We start from the raw sequence: 18185 nt of genomic DNA, 5'->3' as shown, positions 1-18185 counted from the left end.
CATCAGCCCTGCTGGGCTGCGGGCTCCTGCCCGTCCGGTCTCGCCACCCTCTCGTCCCTGGACGCGTCGGGCAGTTCGCCGGTCGCGCAGCATCTGCGGAGGACCTCCATCGCAAGGTCCATGGGCAGCCACGCCTCCGGCGGGTAGGACCGCCCGCCGTCGGCGGCCACCCCGACCGAGGTCAGACCCTCCATCGTCACCACCTTCGACTGACTGCGGTCAGCCGGATCGACCTGTAGCACGGTCCGCTCCTCACCGAGGCTGATCCGCACCGTCACGCCGCCCTCGGACGTGAAGTCGGCGAACCTCGGCAGGCCCCTGCGGCTTGACCGGGCGCGGACGGGTGGCCGCCGCGACCCGGCGGGCCTCGCGCGCCACGGTGCCGAGCGCCACCAGCATCAGCGCCACCGCCAGCGAATTGCGCCACGCCTGAGCCCCGGTGCCGGGCACGAACCGGTCGACCAGCACGATTCCCAGCGTGTAGAGGAGCGGAACCGCCCACATGCGATACCGCCGGGCTTGCGTCCACATCGATTGCCTCGGCGGCAGAACCGCTCCCGCCGCCGGACCTGTGCCGGACGGTTCGATCGGCTCGCGGTCCCTCAGATAGTCGTTGACCCTGCCGAGGCCGAGCACTCCCACGATCGCCGGTACGAGCAGGAAGCCGCGGATGAACCCGTCCGGCACGAACAGGTGAACGCAGATACAGGCGAGCATGCAGAACGCGAGAGCCGTCCCCACGAAGCCGTGCCCGGACACCGACTTCCACCGTCGAGTCAGGCTCGATCGCACCCGCGCACCGGTCACCGGCCGGATCCCTTCGCCATGCCGGACAGTTCGCCGGTCGCACAGTATCGTCCGAGCACGTCGACGGCGACGTCCACGGGGATGACCGCGCTCGGCGGGAACACCGAGCGCCCGCCTTCGCGCCAGGGCACCTCGAACCACCCGCATGGAGCGGCCACCGCGAAAATCGCGAACGCCAGGAGCACCAGCGGGATCATGGAGTAGAAACCCAGCCGGTGTTCCTTGAGCGCCTGCTTCACGACAGGCCACATGTCGCCACCCGACGAACCGGAACGGCGGCGGTCGCCGCCCTCTCCCGGCTCTCCGCGTGCGCGCATGACCGCCGACACGGAACTGAACGTGTGCAACACGGCAAGCTGTACCGACCAGAACGCCATGACGACGATGCCGGGCGGTAGGTTGCCGTCCTCCGGCACCAGCTCGAAGACGAGGAAGACGGTCAGGAGGTTTCCCGCAATGCCCGCGCCGGCCAGGACGTACGACCCGAAGCGGGTCCAGAGTCGACTCACACCAATCGCCCCCGTGCCATGTTGATCGTCGGCGTCACCGTAGTGAGCACCCGCCACCGGCGGGAGCGCCTGCCCTTCAGGAAGCCGATCCGGTCGTCGGCCCGAGCGGCTCGCCGGATGCTCGAGCGGCACTCTGGCCGGGAAGTTCACCGGTGGTGAAGTACCGGTCGAGCACGTCGATCGCGACCTCGACAGGGATGGCCGAGGCCGGCGGGAACAGCACCGTGCCGTCCTCCGCGCGCCCGACCGGTGCGGTGGCGAGGCCGCCGGGCTCATTCGTCACGACGAGCGGGTCGCCGGCGACCGGCAGGATCGTCACCAGGCTGTCCTCGCCGCCCAGGGCGACGCTGACCCGCGCTCCCACCGCCGGCACGAAGTCGACGATCCGCTGCATCTCCACCGAACTGAGGTGCAGATGCAGCAACTGGTCGCGCAGCCGTGCCGAGGTGTGCACCGCACACTCCCTGCGTCCTCCGTGCCACACCAGCCTCGCGGCGAAACCGACCGGTGCTGCCGCCGGAGCGGGCAGCGGTTCGCCCGGTCCTAGCGGGGCGTTGACCGTCGCCGTGGAACGGGGCTCGTCATGCGGTCTGGTCGACGGCCGCAGGCGGTCGGGAGTCAGCGGGTCGAGGGTGTTCTCCACGGCCCGAGCGAGCGAGCGGGACGGCGGCAACGGCTCGATCCGGTCAAGGGCGAGCCATGCCACTCCCGTCGCGATCAGAAACATCGCGAGTTCCATCGCCTTGGGCGCCAGCGGGCCCCATGCGACCGGCACCAATCGGTGCATGACCATGACGCTCAGAATGAACACCGGAAGTACCGAAGCGACCGGACCATACCGCCGGAACAGCTGCTTCCAGTGCAGCGTCGGCCGCGCGGCCTCGGCCCGCAGTCGCGGATCGCGCGACCGCCGAGCCCGCGCCCAATCCAACCACCAGGTGATGTAGAACCACGCACCGACGAAAGCGAGCCACCAGGCCCCTCCCACGGCCAGCTGCGCCATGATCCAGTCTTTCGGCAGCCACCGCTCCACACCGCGGTATCCCAGCGCGAAGAGTGCGAAAAGCACCAAGGCGCTGACCACTCTCCACAATCGACCCATGTGACGACGCCCCCGTCATAACCGTGATCACGCAGACGGTAGCGGGAACGCGCCACCCTGTGGGGTCAGCGCGGTTTCTGCTTCTTCAGGTAGCCGACCAGCGCGTCGTACGCGCCGCCCTCGTCGGCGAACATCGCCACGTTGCGGGCGGTGGTGAACCACGGCCCCGTGGACGGGCGCACCTCGCGCAGCGCCGCCTCGAAGTCGCGCTGCTCGATCATCCGCAGGTCGCCGCTGGGGCTACTCGTGGGTCGTGCCGCCGCTGCCGCGCCGGTGGCTGATGCGCCGCTGGCGCTGGCCGTCGCCTCACGCGGGGCGCGGCCGTCGGACGGCCGTGGCATGATCTGCGGCCATGCGGCTACTCGACGACGAGGCCCTGCAGCGGTCCTCGGTGGTGGCGAACAACGCGATGAACCGCGAACGCGGGCTCGACGGCGTCAACAGCTACGCCCGTGACCTGGGCCTGCATCCGCTGGACCGGCTCCGGTCACGCCTGGCGGAACACGGTGCGGCGGCCTGGCTGGACCTGTGCTGCGGCCAGGGCCGCGCGTTGGCCCAGGCCGCCCGGCAGGCGCCGGACGGCCTGGAGCTGGTCGGCGTGGACCTGGTCGACCACTTCGACCCGCAGGCGACCGGGGTGGACGGCCTGACGCTGGTCACCGCCTCGGTCTCGCAGTGGCAGCCGGACCGGACGTTCGACCTGATCACCTGCGTGCACGGGCTGCACTACGTCGGCGACAAGCTCGGCGTGCTGGCCCGTGCGCTGACCTGGCTGTCGCCGGATGGCGTGTTCGCCGCACACCTGGACCTGGCGAGCGTCCGGCTGGCCGACGGGACCCCGGCAGCACAGCTGGTCCGGCGGCTGCTGCGCAAGGCCGGGGTCGCCTACGACGCCCGCCGCCGCATCGTCACCCGCACCGGCCCGGCCGTGCTGGACCTGCCGCTGGAGTACGCAGGGGCCGACGACCAGGCCGGCCCCAACTACACCGGCCAGCCTGCCGTCGACTCCTACTACCGCCCGCTGCGCACCGGCACCCGCCCCGACCCGGTGCCGCCGCCGCGCCGCGCGGTGGCCGTCGACGACCGCGGCGTACGCGTCGAGCACGACGGCTCGACCTTCGAGGCCGCGTGGCACGACGTCCACCGCGCCTCGGTCTCCCGGTTCGTGGTCGAGATCGCCGACATCGACCATCTCGAACTGACCGTCGACCTCGTGTACGGCCACCACCTGACCGTCCTCGACACCGACGAGGGCTTCGCCGCAGCCGTGGCCGAGTTCGCCCACCGGTCCGGACGCCCCGCGCCCGACCTGTCGCGGCTGCGAGCCGGGCACGACGACATCGAGCTGTGGCAGCGGGACAGCTGACCCGGCCCGGCACGGTGACACGGCCCGGTCCACCGACACGCGATTGGCCGTGCCACGGCCGACGACGGCCACGTTAAGGTGCCGGTATGCGGATAAGGATCATCGACGCGTTCACCGACCGGCCGTTCGGCGGCAACCCGGCCGGTGTCGTCGTGCTCGACGCCGACACGTTCCCGGACGAGACGTGGATGCAGCGCGTCGCGGCCGAGATGAACCTGGCCGAGACCGCATTCGCGCACCCGCGCGGCGGGCAGGACTGGGCGCTGCGCTGGTTCACGCCGCTGTGCGAGGTGAACCTGTGCGGCCACGCCACCCTGGCCATGGCCCACGCCCTGGTCGAGGACAAGCTGATCGGCGACGTGGTCGCGTTCGACAGCCGCAGCGGGATCCTGACCACCGCCGTCGCCGAGGACGGGGACATCACCCTGGACTTCCCGGTATCGCCGCTGACCCCCGTCGAGCCGGCCGGAGTCGCCGAGGCGCTGGGCGCGCCGGTGCTCGCCGCGTACGAGACCGGCCCTGCGCTGGGCGACCTGCTCGTCGAGCTCGCCGACGAGCAGACGGTCCGCAGCCTGCGACCGGACCTGGGCCGGGTCGCGGCGCTGGCCACCCGTGGGGTGATCGTGACGGCGGCCGCCGACGACCCGGCGTCGGGATACGACTTCGTGTCACGGTTCTTCGGCCCGGCCGTCGGCGTCCCGGAGGACCCGGTGACCGGCAGCGCCCACACCGCGCTCGCGCCGCTGTGGGCGTCGCGGCTGGGCCGCGACGAGCTGGTCGGGCTGCAGGCCTCGGCCCGGTCCGGCCTGGTCCGCACCGCACTGCGCGGCGACCGCGTCGAACTGACCGGCCGCGCCGTCACCGTCCTCGACGGCACCCTGCACGCCTGATCAGCCCACCGCCCAGATCATCCGGGCCTAAGTTCTAGTTCACCGCCGCGTGTACTCGGCCAGACGTTCGTCGAGCCGACGTCGCCGCTCTGGGTCGGCGCGGCGTACGTCTGCTTCGAAGACCGATCGCGCTATGCGTTCGTACTCGTCTCTTGGCACCGCTTCGACGCCGACCGCGGCCAGTGCGCGTCGGGTCGCCTCACGGACGTGGTCTGCGGCGTCCTCGTCGCATGCCCGCGACGCATCGGCGAAGTCATCGGCCAGCTCGGCGGTCACTCCAGGAAGCCTATGCCGGTATGACGTCGCCGTCACCGAGCTGTACGCAGGCGGGCCTTCTCGCGGACCTTCTCGGGCAGGGCGTCGGCGGCCAGCAGCTGCGGCAGCAGCTCGGGCTCCAGGGTCAGCGCGCGGAAGGTCAGCGAAACCGTCACGTCGTGGTCGGGGCGGTGCAGCACGGTGACCGGGTCGCCCTGCCGCACCCGGCCGGGCACGACCACGCGCAGGTATGCCCCCGGCAGCGCGCGCTGCGTGAACGTCTTGATCCAGCCCTGCTCGCGCATCTGGTCGGCGAACGTGCGGCACGGGATGCGCGGCAGCGCCACCTCCAGCACCGCCTCGTCGCCGACCTGCCAGCGCTCGCCGATGCGCGCCCCGTTCACGTCGATGCCGGAGGTGGTCAGGTTCTCCCCGAACATGCCGCCGGGGATCTCCCGCCCCAGCTCCGCCGCCCAGCCGTCGAGATCCTCCCGGGCGTACGCGTACACGGCCTGGTCGTCGCCGCCGTGGTGGCGCCGGTCGCAGATCTCGTCACCGACCACGCCGCTGCCCAGCCCGCCCTCCTTCGGCCCCGGCGCGCGCAGTTCGACGGACCCGGCGACCGGGTGCTTGTCGATCGCGGTCACGCCGACGTCGGCGGCGTCGCAGTGCCGGGCCTTGCCCAGGTTCACGGAGAGTACGGTGCCCATCCGGCCAGCCTAGTGGGCGTGGCCCGGACGGCCACCGAGTATCGTCCCCGCCATGATCCGCCCCGCCGTGCCGGCCGACGTCCCGGTGCTCATCGACCTGATCCGCGAGCTGGCCGAGTACGAGAAGGCCCCGCAGGAGGCCAAGGCGACACCCGCGCAGCTGCACGAGGCGCTGTTCGGCCCGCACCCGGCCGCGTTCGCGCACCTGGCCGTCGACGACGAGACCGGTGAGCCGGTCGGCATGGCGATGTGGTTCCTGAACTTCTCCACCTGGCACGGCGTGCACGGCATCTACCTGGAGGACCTGTACGTGCGCCCGGCGGCCCGCGGCCGGGGCCACGGCAAGGCCCTGCTGCGCGAACTGGCCCGCATCTGCCGCGAACGCGGCTACACCCGCCTGCAGTGGTGGGTCCTGAACTGGAACACCCCCGCGATCGACTTCTACCGCTCGATCGGTGCCAAGCCGATGGACGACTGGACCGTGTACCGGGTCACCGGCGACGCCCTGGCCGCCCTGTCCGAATGACCAGCAGGTTTGACTGACGGCGGCCGATACCGAAGGCTTCCCCCATGCTTGATCCGGGGACGACGCTCGGCGGCCGGTACACCCTCAGGACCCTGATCGCCCGCGGCGGCATGGGCGAGGTGTGGAGCGCCGAGGACACGGTGCTGGCCCGCCGGGTGGCGGTGAAGGTGCTGCTGCCGAACCTGGCCACCGACCCCGGTTTCGCCGCCCGGTTCCGGGCCGAGGCGCAGGCGATGGCGGCGCTCAGCGATCCGGGCATCGTCGAGATCTACGACTACGGCCAGGCCGACGGCATCGCATACCTGGTGATGCAGTTCGTCGAGGGCGAGTCGCTGCTGTCGCTGGTGCGCCGGGTCGGCCCGCTGGAGCCCGCCCGGGCGATGCGGCTGCTGGCCCAGGCGGCCGACGCCATTCACGCCGCGCACCTGCAGGGCATCGTGCACCGTGACGTGAAGCCGGCGAACCTGCTGCTGCGCCCGGACGGGCGGCTGGCGCTGACCGACTTCGGCATCGCCCGGATCGTCGCCGCCGACCGGCTCACCGCCGCCGGCGAGATCTTCGGCACCGCGTCCTATCTGGCCCCGGAACAGGTGACCGGCGCGGACATCGGCCCGGCGACCGATGTGTACGCCCTGGGTGTGGTCGCCTACGAGATGCTGACGCAGCGCCGGCCGTTCACCGGGGAGACGCCGTTCGCGGTGGCGATCCAGCATGTGCACGAGCCGCCGCCGGAGCTGCCGGACGGCGTGCCGGCACCGGTGCGGACACTGGTCATGCGGGCGCTGGCCAAAGATCCGGCGCAGCGGTGGCCTAGCGCGGCCGCTCTGAGTGCGGCGGCCTCGGCAGCGGTCACCGCATCTGAGAGCTCGGCTCCGGCGCGTACGCGGGAAGGGTCTGGGTCCGCGCGTCCCGCGGCCGCGCAGGGACCGGTCGCCGCGCAGGGACCGGTCGCCGCGTTCGGGCGTCGGCGGCCGGTGCTGGCCGGTGCAGCGGCGGGGTTGGCGCTGGTGGCGATCGTCGCGTTCGTGCTGTCGCGGGGCGGTGCCGAGGACACGCCGTCGCAGGGTTCGGCGGCGTCGCCGCCGGCGGCCGTGTCCGGCAGCGCCGTTCCTGGCATGACGACGTCGGCGAGACCGCTGCTGGGCGGCACGCCGACCCGCCTTACCTCACCGGCCGCGACCGGCGGGACCGGGCCGTCGCCGGCCCCCGCGAATTCGCCCGCACCCGACCCGGCCGAACCCTCCGACCCCGCCGCGCCACCGAGCCCCGCATCCACGAGCCGGACCGTGCCGGGCATGTTCAGCTGGCGGGAGGTCGAGGCGAAGGATGCGCTGCAGCGCCTCGGCCTGGTGGCGCACATCGAGTACCGGTCGACACTCGACGAGTGCCATGTCCTGGAGCAGTCACCCGCAGGCGGCACCGTCGTGGCGGCCGGGTCGACCGTCGACGTGGTGGTCGGCAAACCCACCGGGGTCTGCAAGGCCACCTGATCCGCTTGTCGGCACGCCGCCCCGCCGGTCGGCTCAGGGCAGGGTCGTGCGCGCCGGGTTCCTGGACCGCCTGGCAGACACCCGGACGGCCACGACCCCGGACAGCAGCGCTGCGGCGACCACGTGCTGCAGCCGTACCCCCGTGGCTGCGGGAAGCTCCGCACCGGGCAGCGACGGCACCGCCGCAAGGCCCGCCAGACCCGACACGACAGCCGTCGTCCAGAACACCCGGGGGCACGCCGCGGGTGGTCCCGAGCCGCCGGCGGCTGTCGGGACGGCGACCTCGTCGTCGCCGGACCGCCGTCCGGCACGGACCGCGACGGCGACCACGACGGCCGCGCCGATGACCGTGCTCGCCAGGTCGGACACCGTCCACCAGGGGATCGTGCTGACGTCTGCCCAGCGCACGCCGAACACCGTGTCAATCCAGCCGTCGGTGTGGGTGAGGCGGTCCCACGCGACGTGGCTCGCCGCGCCGAGCAGGCACGAACCGGCGGTGATCGGCCACCGGTGGCGGTGGTGGGCCAGATCCGCGTACGCCCGCCAGGTGAAACGTCGGCTGTCGGGCAGGTGCACGATGACCGTGGCTATCGTGCGCCGGACCACCCACGTGTATGCCAGCGCCACCGGCAGGCACCACCACAGCAGCGCCCGCCACGCGTGGGTGTCGGCGAACTGTCGGCCGTCGGCGTCCAGCGCCAGGTAGGCGACGTCCGGCGCGACCGCGCCCGCGGCCAGTGCCACGCCGTCGAACCACCGCGGCCGCCACAGCTTCAGCGGCAGCACCGGCGCCAGATGCGAGGGGAAGGTCAACGGCACCGCGGGAGCATAACGACGGGCGACCCCTTCCCCGCCCGCGCCGACACCCGCGCGGGCGGACAACGCCGCTCCGGGTCTCACGGATCCAGGAGGCTTGTGGCTGCTGGAACGGCCACAACCCTCCTGGATCCGGATGTCGGGGTTCGGCCGAGGACGGCCGGGTATGGGCAACGGCATGACGAAGGATGTGGTGGCGCCGCCCGGCGGGGTGATGACCGACGAGGTCGGCACGATCACCGGTGAGCTGACGCTGGAGCCGAAGATCGGCTCCGACGGCACGGTGCGGCTGCGGGCGCAGTACAAGGGCGCCGAGGAGTGGTACACCGTCACCGGCGCGCAGATCAAGGTCGACCCCGGCAACGGCGCCGCCGTCGACCGCGCCGCCCAGGACCTGCTGTCCCGCTTCACGCCCTGACCTGCCGACCACCGCCGGCACAACTCTTACCGAGCCGCGGCCACCGCCACGTCCCCGAGCCGCAACTCCGTCAGAGTTGCGGCTTGGAGGGGCCCGGGTCGGGCGAGATAGTGTGGCGATCATGCGCTATCGGGCACTGGGAAAGTCGGGGCTGGTCGTTTCGGCGGTCGGGCTGGGCTGCAACAACTTCGGATGGCGGCTCGATCTGGACGGCACGCGTGCCGTGGTCGACGCCGCGATCGACGCGGGGATCACGTTCTTCGACACCGCGGACATCTATGGCCGGGCGACCGCCATCGGGGCGTCGGAGTCGATGCTGGGCGAGGTCCTCAAGGGACGCCGTGACCAGGTGGTGCTGGCCACCAAGTTCGGCCACCAGGGCGCGGACATGGGCTACGGGCCCGCCGCGGGCGCCAAGGGCGGGCGCAAGTACATCCGCCGGGCGGTCGAGGAGTCGCTGCGGCGGCTGAACACCGACCACATCGACCTGTACCAACTGCACACGCCGGACCCGGCCACGCCGCTGGCGGAGACCCTGGCGGCGCTGCACGAACTGGTCGTCGAGGGCAAGGTGCGCTACATCGGCAGCTCGCAGTTCGCGGGCTGGCAGATCGCCGACGCGGCGCGGCTGGCGCAGGCGTTGGGCGTGACGCCGTTCGTGAGCGCGCAGAACCACTGGTCGATGCTGGAGCGCGGCAGCGAGGTCGAGGTCGTGCCCGCGGCGCGGCACTTCGGGCTGGGCGTGCTGCCGTTCTTCCCCCTCGCGAACGGCCTGCTGACGGGCAAGGTCCGCCGGGGCAAGGACGCGCCGTCGGACAGCCGGCTGGCCAAGGACCAGGCCGGGTTCATCACCGACGAGCGCCTGGACACCGTCGAGGCGCTCGCGGGCTGGGCCGAGGCCAACGGCCACGAGCTGGGCAAGGTCGCGATCGGCTGGCTGGCGGCGCAGCCGGGCTGCGGGTCGGTCATCGCCGGGGCGACCAGCCCCGCACAGGTCGCCGCGAACGCGGCCGCGGCGGACTGGGAGCCGACCGCGGCGGAGCTGGCCGAGCTGGACAAGCTCGCGCCACTGCCCACCCTGTGACATCGGGTACGGAGGAGACGGTCGTGACCCAGGTCGAGGTCATCGAGGTGCCCGAGAGCAGCCGGTACGAGGCCCGCGAAGGCGGCCGCCTGCTGGGCGTGCTGACCTACCACCGCAAGCCGGGGTCGATCGTGTTCGACCACACCGGGGTCGAGCCGGAGGCGCGCGGGCGCGGCATCGGCGCGCTGCTGTGCGCGGCGGCGCTGGCCGGGGCCGCCGAGGACGACGTGTACGTGGTGCCGCAGTGCTCGTTCGTGCGCCGCTGGGTGCAGGACCATCCGGAATACCTGCCGCTGATCGAGCGGGCGTAAATCACTGGCCGCATAGTGGGGCCGGCCGTTAGGCTGGCCCCACTATGGAGCTGTGACATCACCGACCGGCCTGTGATCTGAGGCTGCGAGCCGCCCGACCGCGTCCGCGGGGGCCGCCGCACACGCCCGGCAGGCATCTGTTCCGAAAACCTCCCGGTGGTGTTCATGCCTGCGCAAACCCTCATCGCTGTTGATCTTGCCAAGTTCTTCGGTGACCGCCGCGTGCTCGACGGCGTCAGCCTGACCGTCTCCCCGGGCCGCCGCGTCGGCCTGGTCGGCGAGAACGGGGCCGGCAAGTCCACACTGCTGCGCCTGCTCGCCGGCGCCGACACCCCCGACAGCGGGACCGTCACCCGCCCCGCCGACATCGGGCTGCTGCACCAGGAACTGCCGTACTCCCCCGGCGACACCGTCGGCGACGTGCTCGCCGAGGCGCTGCGGGAAAGCCGCGAGCTGCTCGCCCTGCTCGACGAGCTGGCCCGCGACCTGACCGGCGAGGACCGGCTCGCCGCGTACGGCTCGGCCCTGGCCAGGGCCGAGCAGCTCGACGCCTGGGACGCCGAACGCCGCGCGGAGCTGGTCATGCACGGCCTCGGCCTGGCCGAACTGCGCCGCGAACGCGCCCTGGGCACGCTGTCCGGCGGCCAGCGCTCCCGCGTCGCCCTGGCCGCGCTGCTGGTGCGCCGACCGGCCGCGCTGCTGCTCGACGAGCCCACCAACCATCTCGACGACGAGGCCGTGGCGTTCGTGGAGCAGCAGCTGCGGCAGCTGCCCGGCGCGGTCGTGGTCGCCAGCCACGACCGGGTGTTCCTCGACGAGGTCTGCACCGACATCGTCGACCTGGACCCCGCCGCCGACGCCCCCGGCGGCCTGGTCCGCTACGGCGGCGCCTACACCCAGTACGTGCAGGCCAAACGGGCGCAGCGGGCCCGCTGGGAGCGCGCGTACGCCGACCGGCAGGCCGAGCTGGAGGCGCTGCGGGTCGCCACGGCGACGACGGCCCGCCAGGTCGCCCCGGGCCGGGCGCCGCGCGACGGCGACAAGATGGGCTACAAGTTCCACGGCGCGCGGGTGCAGTCCCAGGTGTCGCGGCGGGTCCGCAACTCCGAGCAGCGCCTGGCCGTGCTCGAACGCGACCCGATCCGCAAGCCGCCCGCCCTGCTGCGTTTCCAGGCACCGGCACTGACCGCCGCCGCGGCAGAGGACACCGCGCTGGTCCTGCGGGACGTGCACGTGCCCGGCCGGCTGCGGCTGGACCGCCTCGACCTGCCCGCCGACGGGCGGCTGCTGGTCACCGGACCGAACGGCGCGGGCAAGTCGACACTGCTGTCGGTGCTGGCCGGGCAGCTGCGCCCGGCTGCGGGCAGCGTCACCCGACGCCGCGGGCTGCGGGTCGGCCTGCTGGCCCAGGACGACCGGTTCGACGACCCGGCCGCGACACCCCGGGCGCTGTACGAACGCTGCCAAGCCGCCGTGCCGCTGGCGGACCTCGGCCTGGTCGCCCCGCGCGACCTGGACCGGCCCGTCGGCGCGCTCAGCGTCGGGCAGCGCCGCCGGGTCGCCCTCGCCCTGCTCATCGCCGACCCGCCGCACCTGCTGCTGCTCGACGAACCCACCAACCACCTGTCCCCCGCGCTGGCCGACGAACTCGAGGACGCGCTCGGCCGCGCGCCGGGCGCGATCGTGGTCGCCAGCCACGACCGCTGGCTGCGCCGACACTGGCCCGGCGCGACGCTGGACCTCGTCTGCTAGGAAGGTATGAGCGCAGGTCGAGTGGACCCGCACCCCAGAGGAGATGCAGTTCCGTGGTTTTCAAGAAGATGCTCGCCGCCTTCGGCGTCGGCGGCCCGTCGGTGGACACCGTGCTCGCGACCCCCGTCGTGCAGCCTGGCGGCACGCTCAGCGGCACCGTGCACATCCGCGGCGGTGACCACGACGCCCTGATCGAATACGTCTCCGTCGGCCTGGTCACCCGGGTCGAGGTGGAAGGCCACGACAGCGAGTACGACACCACCGTGGAGTTCCACCGGGTGCAGCTGACCGGCTCGTTCACGCTGGCCGCCGGCGCGCAGCAGGCGCTGCCGTTCTCGATCGAGATGCCCTGGGAGACCCCGGTCACCCGGTTCTACGGCACGCCGCTGCACGGCATGACCATGGGCGTGCGCACGGAGCTGTCGGTGGCCAAGGCCGTGGACAAGACCGACCTCGACCCGGTCGGCGTCGAGCCGCTGCCGCTGCAGGCCGCGGTGATGGCGGCGTTCGCGCGGCTCGGCTTCCACTTCACCCGTGCCGACCTGGAGCGCGGCCGCATCCACGGGGTGCACCAGACGCTGCCGTTCTACCAGGAGATCGAGTTCCACCCGTCCCAGGCGTACGCGGGCCGCATGCGCCAGCTGGAGCTGACCTTCGTGACCAGCCCGCAGGGCATGGACGTGATCCTGGAGTTCGACAAGCGCGGCTTCCTCGGCTCGCACGACACGTTCAGCCGCCACCACGTCGGCCACGGCGACGCCGACCGCACCGACTGGCACACCGTCGTCGACGGCTGGATCCGTGCGGCGCTGGACCGCCACCGCTCCGGCCACGGCGGCGGCTACGGTCACGGCGGCGGGCACGGCTTCCACGGCGGGCACGGCGGGCACCAGAGCCACCGCGGCCACGGCATGGGCGGCGTCGCCGCCGGTGCGGCCGCGGGCTTCGTCGGCGGCATGGTCGCCGGCGAGGTCGCCGAGGAGGTCTTCGACATGGACATGGACATGGACATGGACTTCGGCTTCGGCGACGACGAGTAGCCGTCCATCCGGCACCGTCCCGCCGTCGGACGGTGCCGCGACTCTTGACGAGTCGCGGCCTCAGTACTGTCCTGAGGCCGCGACTTTTTCACAGTTGCGCCAGGTTGGGGCAGGGCGGGTGGTGCGCCGCCCGCTACTCGGTCGCGGTGGCGGCGGCGTTCTGGATGATCTTCGCGACCTGGTCCGGGTGGGAGACCATCACGACGTGGGACGCGCCGTCGACGACGACCGTCTCCTTGGACCCGGCCCGCTGCGCCATGAACGCCTGCGCCTGCGCGGGGATGTTCTTGTCCGCCGACCCGTACACGAACCACGACGGGATGTTCTTCCACGCCGCGTTCGCCGACGGCTCGTTCAGCGCCGCCTCGGTGATCGGGCGCTGGCCCGCCGCCATCAGCGCGGCCTGCGCAGCGGGCACGTCCGCGGCGAACTGATCGTGGAACTTCGCCTGGTCGATGAACAGGTCGTTGCCGCCACCCGGCAGCGCCACCGGCTTGGCCAGCGCCGGCCCCAGCGTGCTGCCGGGGAACTTCGCCGACAGCGCCGCCGCCGACTCGCCCACCTCCGGCGCGAACGCGGCGACGTACACCAGCGCCTTGACGTTCGGGTTGCCCTCGGCCGCGTTCGTGATCACACTGCCGCCGTAGGAGTGGCCGACCAGCACGATCGGCCCGGTGATGCTCTTGAGCACGGCGGAGACCTCGGCCGCGTCGCCTTTCACGCTGCGCAGCTCGTTCGGCACCGCCACCACCGGATAACCCTGCGCCTGCAGCAGCGGTATGACGCCGTTCCAGCTCGACGCGTCCGCGAACGCGCCGTGTACCAGTACGATCGTCGGTTTTGTTTGTTTCTGTGTCGCTGACGCCGGTGTGGCCACGACCGCCAGCGCCGTGGCGGCGAACAGGGCGAGGACGCCCAGGAACCTGCTGCGACCCGACATGGTCGACTCCTCCCATTCCGTTACGGCCCGGGGGTCGACCACGACCCAACCTACGCCAGGCCCGCGCTGCGCGATGCGGGGTTCGCCGAGACCGCCCCACCGCCGCCCTCGATCACCGGCGGCGCAGTCGCTATGGTTGCCGGGTGTTCAAGGCCCTCGTCTGCTTCATGCTGCTCTTCATCGCCATCGGGGCGATCGGGATGTGGCTCGCCACCCAGCGGCGTAAATCCTCATGATCCACAGCACCCCCGTGCCGGCTCGTGGACGCCGGTAGCCTCAGCCTGCTGCTGACCGCCGCCACCGCCGCCGGGTGGGTGGACGCCGTGGTCGGCGGAGGTGGCCTGCTCCTGCTCCCCGCCCTGCTCATCGGCCTGCCCCAGGTGCCGCTGGCGACCGCCCTGGGCACCAACAAGATGACCGCGATCGCCGGCACCACCAGCGCCGCGATCACCTACGCGCGGCGCACCCGCATCGACTGGCGCGTCGCGGGGCCCGCCGGGGCGATCGCCGTGGTCGTGTCCGGCATCGGCGCCTGGCTGGCCATCGCCCTGACCCCCAACAAGGACGTCTACCGCCCGGTCGTGCTGGGCATCCTGGTCGCCGTCGCGCTGTTCGTCACGTTCCGCCCCAACAACGGCATCTACGCCCACCCCGAACGCCGCACCCGCGGCCGCGCCGCCCTCGCGGTCGCGCTCGCCGGTGGCCTCATCGCGCTCTACGACGGCATGATCGGCCCCGGCACCGGCACCTTCCTGGTGCTCACCTTCACCACCGTCATCGGCGCGGACTTCCTGCACGGCTCCGCCATGGCCAAGATCGTCAACGCGGGCACCAACCTCGGCGCGCTCATCGTGTTCGCCTGGGGCGGGCACGTGTGGTGGCAGCTCGGCGCGGCCATGGCCGTCTGCAACATCATCGGAGCCCAGCTCGGCGCCCGGATGGCCATCAAGCGCGGGTCCGGGTTCGTCCGCATCGTGCTACTGGTGGTCGTGCTGGCCCTGATCGCCCGGCTGTCCTACGACCAGTGGCTGGCCTGACCGCCACCGCTCCGCCAGCGCGTGGGCGGCGACCCGCTCGATCACCAGGCTCACCGCGGGCCAATGCTCCCGGCCCGGCCTGGTGATCGAGAACATGCGCCGCCGCACCGGCACCCCCGGCATCGGCACGTACCGCACGCCGGGATGCTCGGGCAGGTAACCGGGCACCAGCGCCACCCCCAGGTCCGCCGACACCAGATCCAGCACCAGATCCATGCTGTCCGCCCGATGTTCGATCATCGGCTGGTACGCCGCCAGCGCGCACACCCGCACCGCCAGCTCGTCGTCGGCCGGCCCGCGCGAGTTCACCACCCACGACTGCCCCGCCAGCGCGCACAACCGCCCCGGCTCGTCGATCTCGTCGGGCAGCGTCCGCTCCGCGGGCACGGCCAGCACCATCGGCGTCTCGCAGAGCTGCCGCACCGTGTACCCGTCATAGCCGCGCGGGACCAGGTCGTAGTCGTAGACGAAACCGAGGTCGACCTCGTCCTCCTCCAGCAGCCGCACCACCTCCGGCGGCTCACGCTCCTGCAGCAGCAGCTGCAACCCCGGATGCGACACCGCCAGCTCCCGCACCACCGGGATCAGATCCCCCGACAGCACCGACGCGTACGCCGCCACGTGCACCGCCCCGCCCGGCTCCCCGCCCCGGGCCAGCGCCGCCCGGGCCGCGTCCACCGCCGCCAGGATCGGCCGCGCGTGCGTCACCAGCCGCCGACCCGCCGGAGTCAGCCGCACCGTCCGCCCCGTGCGTTCGACCAGCGGCGCCCCGACCTCCCGGGTCAGCGTCGCCAACTGCTGCGACACTGCCGACGTGCCGTACCCGGTGGCCTCGGCGACCGCGCGCAGCGTGCCCCGGTCCGACAACTCGACGAGCACGCGCAGCAGCCTGGTGTCCACGCCCCCATCATCCGCGAATCGCGGACGGTCCGTCCGCAGACCCGTGGTGGACGGCGTGATCTCTGTCCGGTGACATGGAGTGGTGACCGCCGTCGACATCGCCACCAGCACCGCCCGCCGTCAGAGCACCGCCCCGGCCATCGGGCTGATCATGGGCTCGATGCTCTCCGTGCAGGTCGGCGCGGCCGCCTCCACCCGCCTGTTCGACGACATCGGCCCCGCCGGCACCGCCTGGCTGCGCGGCTGCTGGGCCGCCCTCGCCTTCGTGCTCATCGCCCGCCCGTCGCCGCGATGGCTGCGCGCCCAGTCCCGGCACGACCTGCTCGGCGCGGTCGGCCTCGGCGTGGTCAGCGCCGCGATGAGCATCGCCTTCTTCGAATCCATCGCCCGCATCCCGCTGGCCACCGCCGTCGCACTGGAGTTCCTCGGCCCGCTGTCGCTGGCCGTGCTGCGCCGCACCGGCCGCTGGGGACTGCTGTGGCCCGCGCTGGCCCTGGCCGGCGTGCTCGCCCTCACCCGCCCCTGGCGCGGCGACATCAACCTCGTGGGCGTCGCGCTCGCGCTGGTCGCGGCCGCGGGCTGGGCCGGCTACATCATCCTCACCCAGCGGGTCGGCGACAGCTTCAGCGGCGTCAAAGGCCTCGCCATCGCGATGCCCGTCTCCGCCGTCGCCGCCGCCACCATCGGCGCACCCCAGGCCCTGCCCCACCTCACCGGGGAGATCCTCGTCCAGGGAGCCTGGCTGGCGCTCCTGCTGCCGGTGCTGCCGTTCGCCCTGGAGCTGCTCGCCCTGCGCCGCCTGACCGTCGCCGCCTTCGGCACCCTGATGTGCCTGGAACCCGCCTTCGCCCTCGCCGTCGGCGCGACCCTGCTCCACCAGACCCCGCACCCGCTCCAGATCGCCGGCATCGCCTTCGTCGTCGCCGCCGGCATCGGCACCCAACGCTCCAGCCACCGCTGAAAGGAAGGGCACCTTCACATCGCTATGCGTTGTAGAAGGTGCCCTTGCCCACCCATGACCGGCCCTGAGCAGGGGACTCGCCGTCACGAGCCGAGCAGTGCCCGCTCCCGCCGGGCCGTGATGATCGACAGGCGCTCGGACGCGAACTTGTGCCGTTCGGCCAGCAGCCCGCCGATCCGGGCGACCTGCTTGTCGCACTCCTCGACGCGGGCCTGCGCTTTCTTGATCCGGTCGTGGACGGCGAAGTCGGTGAAGATGTTGTCCAACCACACGTCCGCGAACCGGGTCAGCTCGCCGATGACGAGCGCTGCCGCGGTCCCCCTGCCCGATACATCCGCGAGCTCCGCGTTCAGGGCCGCGACGCGCTGGTCGGCGAGGGCCGCCGCGGCTGCCGCCTCGTCGAGTTCCTGGTGCTTGAACAGGCTGGTGAAAATGCCGCCGACGAGCATGTCGGACACCGACGATTCGGCCGCGATGTCGAGCAGTCGCCCGAGTTCCGCGAGCGCCTCGGTCGCCGACGCCGCCGCCCGCCGCGCCTCCGCGATCTCCTTGACCTCCGCCTCGGCGACACCGCGCTGCTCGGCGAGTTCGAGCAGCTGCCGGGCGCGGGGGTCGCCGGTCTCGGCCAGCAGGCGCTGCTTCTCGTCGAGCGCCGCGGCATACCGGGCGGGGGCGTCGTGCAGCGCGGCCAGCCGGACGGCGACGCCGTCGAGTTCGCGCCGCAGCGCGTCCGTGTCGGCCCTCGCCGAAGCCAGCCGGTACGCCGCGGCGTCGGCCTCGGCCCGCTCGCGGGCGATCGCGTCGTCGCGCGTCCCCCACAAGGCGGCAACCACCCGAGTGAGAGTCATCCCCTCGAGTCGGGCGACGTCACGCGCCTCCAGTTCGTGCGCCTGCGACAGCTCCAGCACCTGAGCGTCGGCCTCGGCCACCCGCCGAAGCAACTCGTCGTGACGGGCCGTCACGGCCTGCTGTTCCCGGTGCGCCTCGGCGGCGGCCGACAGCCGCGCCTCCATGTCCCCGTGTCCCATGGCGGACATTGCAGCAGCACCCGGCAAGCCCGCGCCGCCGTCCACCCGACCGGTGCTCAAGATCGCCGTTCGGTGTCCAGATCTGTGCCCCGACCACAGATCTGGACACCAACTCGCGATCATCGCCGAAGCGGCGCGGGTGGCCGGGCCGGGCGTGTCGGACGGCACCGCGCCTACCGGATCCTAGGACGCTAGGCTGAGACGGGTGCTGGCAGGCGACGGCACCGGTGGTCCACACTGGAT

22 protein-coding genes are annotated in these 18185 nt (G+C 72.6%); 11 read left to right on the top strand and 11 right to left on the bottom strand.

What is annotated here, in order from left to right; translation table 11 throughout:
- Nucleotides 1-2: 2 nt before the first annotated feature.
- The 5 genes from HAV39_RS15480 to HAV39_RS15460 form a co-directional block, all read right to left on the bottom strand.
- The gene (locus tag HAV39_RS15480) at nucleotides 3-194 is read right to left on the bottom strand and encodes a hypothetical protein (RefSeq protein WP_191839912.1); all 192 of its coding nucleotides are present in this window, start codon (nucleotides 192-194) and stop codon (nucleotides 3-5) included.
- Between the two features lie 58 nt (nucleotides 195-252).
- Nucleotides 253-807 (bottom strand): hypothetical protein, encoded by a 555-nt coding sequence (locus tag HAV39_RS15475; protein ID WP_191839911.1) that lies wholly within the window; start codon nucleotides 805-807, stop codon nucleotides 253-255.
- Nucleotides 804-1316: a hypothetical protein gene (locus HAV39_RS15470; protein ID WP_191839910.1), complete on the bottom strand. Its 513-nt coding sequence runs from the start codon at nucleotides 1314-1316 to the stop codon at nucleotides 804-806. Before HAV39_RS15470 ends, HAV39_RS15475 begins: the two co-directional genes overlap by 4 nt.
- Nucleotides 1317-1392: 76 nt before the next feature.
- Nucleotides 1393-2400, bottom strand: a complete 1008-nt coding sequence (locus tag HAV39_RS15465; RefSeq protein ID WP_191839909.1) for an Imm1 family immunity protein — start codon at nucleotides 2398-2400, stop codon at nucleotides 1393-1395.
- A gap of 83 nt (nucleotides 2401-2483) precedes the next feature.
- Entirely contained in the window at nucleotides 2484-2759 is a 276-nt protein-coding gene (locus HAV39_RS15460; protein ID WP_191839908.1) for a hypothetical protein, read from the bottom strand.
- 11 nt (nucleotides 2760-2770) lie between these two features.
- On the opposite strand from HAV39_RS15460, the gene HAV39_RS15455 reads away from it, so the two are divergent.
- Nucleotides 2771-3784, top strand: coding sequence for a class I SAM-dependent methyltransferase (locus HAV39_RS15455; RefSeq protein WP_191839907.1), 1014 nt, complete (start codon nucleotides 2771-2773; stop codon nucleotides 3782-3784).
- 86 nt (nucleotides 3785-3870) lie between these two features.
- Complete coding sequence (locus tag HAV39_RS15450) at nucleotides 3871-4674, top strand: PhzF family phenazine biosynthesis protein (protein ID WP_191839906.1); 804 nt, start codon at nucleotides 3871-3873, stop codon at nucleotides 4672-4674.
- 39 nt (nucleotides 4675-4713) lie between these two features.
- Here the strand turns inward: HAV39_RS15450 and HAV39_RS15445 are convergent, their stop codons facing one another.
- Together HAV39_RS15445 and HAV39_RS15440 are read right to left on the bottom strand one after the other, a co-directional pair.
- A complete protein-coding gene (locus HAV39_RS15445) occupies nucleotides 4714-4950 on the bottom strand; it encodes a hypothetical protein (RefSeq protein ID WP_191839905.1) in 237 nt (78 codons plus the stop codon).
- Nucleotides 4951-4982: 32 nt separating this feature from the next.
- Nucleotides 4983-5639: an MOSC domain-containing protein gene (locus HAV39_RS15440; protein ID WP_191839904.1), complete on the bottom strand. Its 657-nt coding sequence runs from the start codon at nucleotides 5637-5639 to the stop codon at nucleotides 4983-4985.
- A gap of 52 nt (nucleotides 5640-5691) precedes the next feature.
- Between HAV39_RS15440 and HAV39_RS15435 the strand changes: the two genes are divergently transcribed.
- Together HAV39_RS15435 and HAV39_RS15430 are read left to right on the top strand one after the other, a co-directional pair.
- Nucleotides 5692-6165 carry a GNAT family N-acetyltransferase gene (locus tag HAV39_RS15435; RefSeq protein ID WP_191839903.1) on the top strand — a complete coding sequence of 158 codons (474 nt, stop codon included), beginning with the start codon at nucleotides 5692-5694 and terminating at the stop codon, nucleotides 6163-6165.
- A gap of 44 nt (nucleotides 6166-6209) precedes the next feature.
- On the top strand, nucleotides 6210-7655 hold the full coding sequence (locus tag HAV39_RS15430) for a serine/threonine-protein kinase (protein ID WP_191839902.1): 1446 nt from the start codon (nucleotides 6210-6212) through the stop codon (nucleotides 7653-7655).
- Between the two features lie 33 nt (nucleotides 7656-7688).
- Here HAV39_RS15430 and HAV39_RS15425 read toward each other — a convergent pair whose 3' ends face one another.
- Nucleotides 7689-8474: a DUF4184 family protein gene (locus tag HAV39_RS15425; RefSeq protein ID WP_191839901.1), complete on the bottom strand. Its 786-nt coding sequence runs from the start codon at nucleotides 8472-8474 to the stop codon at nucleotides 7689-7691.
- A 175-nt stretch (nucleotides 8475-8649) separates the two neighbouring features.
- Between HAV39_RS15425 and HAV39_RS15420 the strand changes: the two genes are divergently transcribed.
- The 5 genes from HAV39_RS15420 to HAV39_RS15400 all read left to right on the top strand — a co-directional run bounded on the left by HAV39_RS15420 (nucleotide 8650) and on the right by HAV39_RS15400 (nucleotide 13076).
- Nucleotides 8650-8889 carry a hypothetical protein gene (locus tag HAV39_RS15420; RefSeq protein WP_239120385.1) on the top strand — a complete coding sequence of 80 codons (240 nt, stop codon included), beginning with the start codon at nucleotides 8650-8652 and terminating at the stop codon, nucleotides 8887-8889.
- A 121-nt stretch (nucleotides 8890-9010) separates the two neighbouring features.
- On the top strand, nucleotides 9011-9973 hold the full coding sequence (locus HAV39_RS15415; RefSeq protein WP_191839899.1) for an aldo/keto reductase: 963 nt from the start codon (nucleotides 9011-9013) through the stop codon (nucleotides 9971-9973).
- Nucleotides 9974-9996: 23 nt separating this feature from the next.
- Nucleotides 9997-10284 (top strand): GNAT family N-acetyltransferase, encoded by a 288-nt coding sequence (locus tag HAV39_RS15410; RefSeq protein ID WP_191839898.1) that lies wholly within the window; start codon nucleotides 9997-9999, stop codon nucleotides 10282-10284.
- A 165-nt stretch (nucleotides 10285-10449) separates the two neighbouring features.
- Complete coding sequence (locus HAV39_RS15405) at nucleotides 10450-12036, top strand: ABC-F family ATP-binding cassette domain-containing protein (protein WP_191839897.1); 1587 nt, start codon at nucleotides 10450-10452, stop codon at nucleotides 12034-12036.
- 53 nt (nucleotides 12037-12089) lie between these two features.
- The gene (locus HAV39_RS15400) at nucleotides 12090-13076 is read left to right on the top strand and encodes a sporulation protein (protein WP_191839896.1); all 987 of its coding nucleotides are present in this window, start codon (nucleotides 12090-12092) and stop codon (nucleotides 13074-13076) included.
- Nucleotides 13077-13209: 133 nt separating this feature from the next.
- Here HAV39_RS15400 and HAV39_RS15395 read toward each other — a convergent pair whose 3' ends face one another.
- A complete protein-coding gene (locus HAV39_RS15395; RefSeq protein WP_191839895.1) occupies nucleotides 13210-14016 on the bottom strand; it encodes an alpha/beta fold hydrolase in 807 nt (268 codons plus the stop codon).
- Nucleotides 14017-14276: 260 nt separating this feature from the next.
- On the opposite strand from HAV39_RS15395, the gene HAV39_RS15390 reads away from it, so the two are divergent.
- Complete coding sequence (locus HAV39_RS15390; RefSeq protein ID WP_191839894.1) at nucleotides 14277-15053, top strand: sulfite exporter TauE/SafE family protein; 777 nt, start codon at nucleotides 14277-14279, stop codon at nucleotides 15051-15053.
- Here HAV39_RS15390 and HAV39_RS15385 read toward each other — a convergent pair.
- Nucleotides 14994-15953, bottom strand: a complete 960-nt coding sequence (locus HAV39_RS15385; protein ID WP_120315447.1) for a LysR family transcriptional regulator — start codon at nucleotides 15951-15953, stop codon at nucleotides 14994-14996. The two genes, HAV39_RS15390 and HAV39_RS15385, sit on opposite strands and share 60 nt — an antisense overlap.
- Before the next feature lie 82 nt (nucleotides 15954-16035).
- On the opposite strand from HAV39_RS15385, the gene HAV39_RS15380 reads away from it, so the two are divergent.
- Nucleotides 16036-16914, top strand: coding sequence for an EamA family transporter (locus HAV39_RS15380; protein WP_239120384.1), 879 nt, complete (start codon nucleotides 16036-16038; stop codon nucleotides 16912-16914).
- Between the two features lie 83 nt (nucleotides 16915-16997).
- Here the strand turns inward: HAV39_RS15380 and HAV39_RS15375 are convergent, their stop codons facing one another.
- The gene (locus HAV39_RS15375) at nucleotides 16998-17942 is read right to left on the bottom strand and encodes a hypothetical protein (protein ID WP_191839893.1); all 945 of its coding nucleotides are present in this window, start codon (nucleotides 17940-17942) and stop codon (nucleotides 16998-17000) included.
- Nucleotides 17943-18185 lie beyond the last annotated feature (243 nt).

It is taken from the genome of Catellatospora chokoriensis (assembly GCF_011297315.1).
Classification (GTDB): Bacteria; Actinomycetota; Actinomycetes; order Mycobacteriales; family Micromonosporaceae; genus Catellatospora; species Catellatospora citrea.
This window is presented reverse-complemented; position numbering and strand designations above follow the sequence as displayed.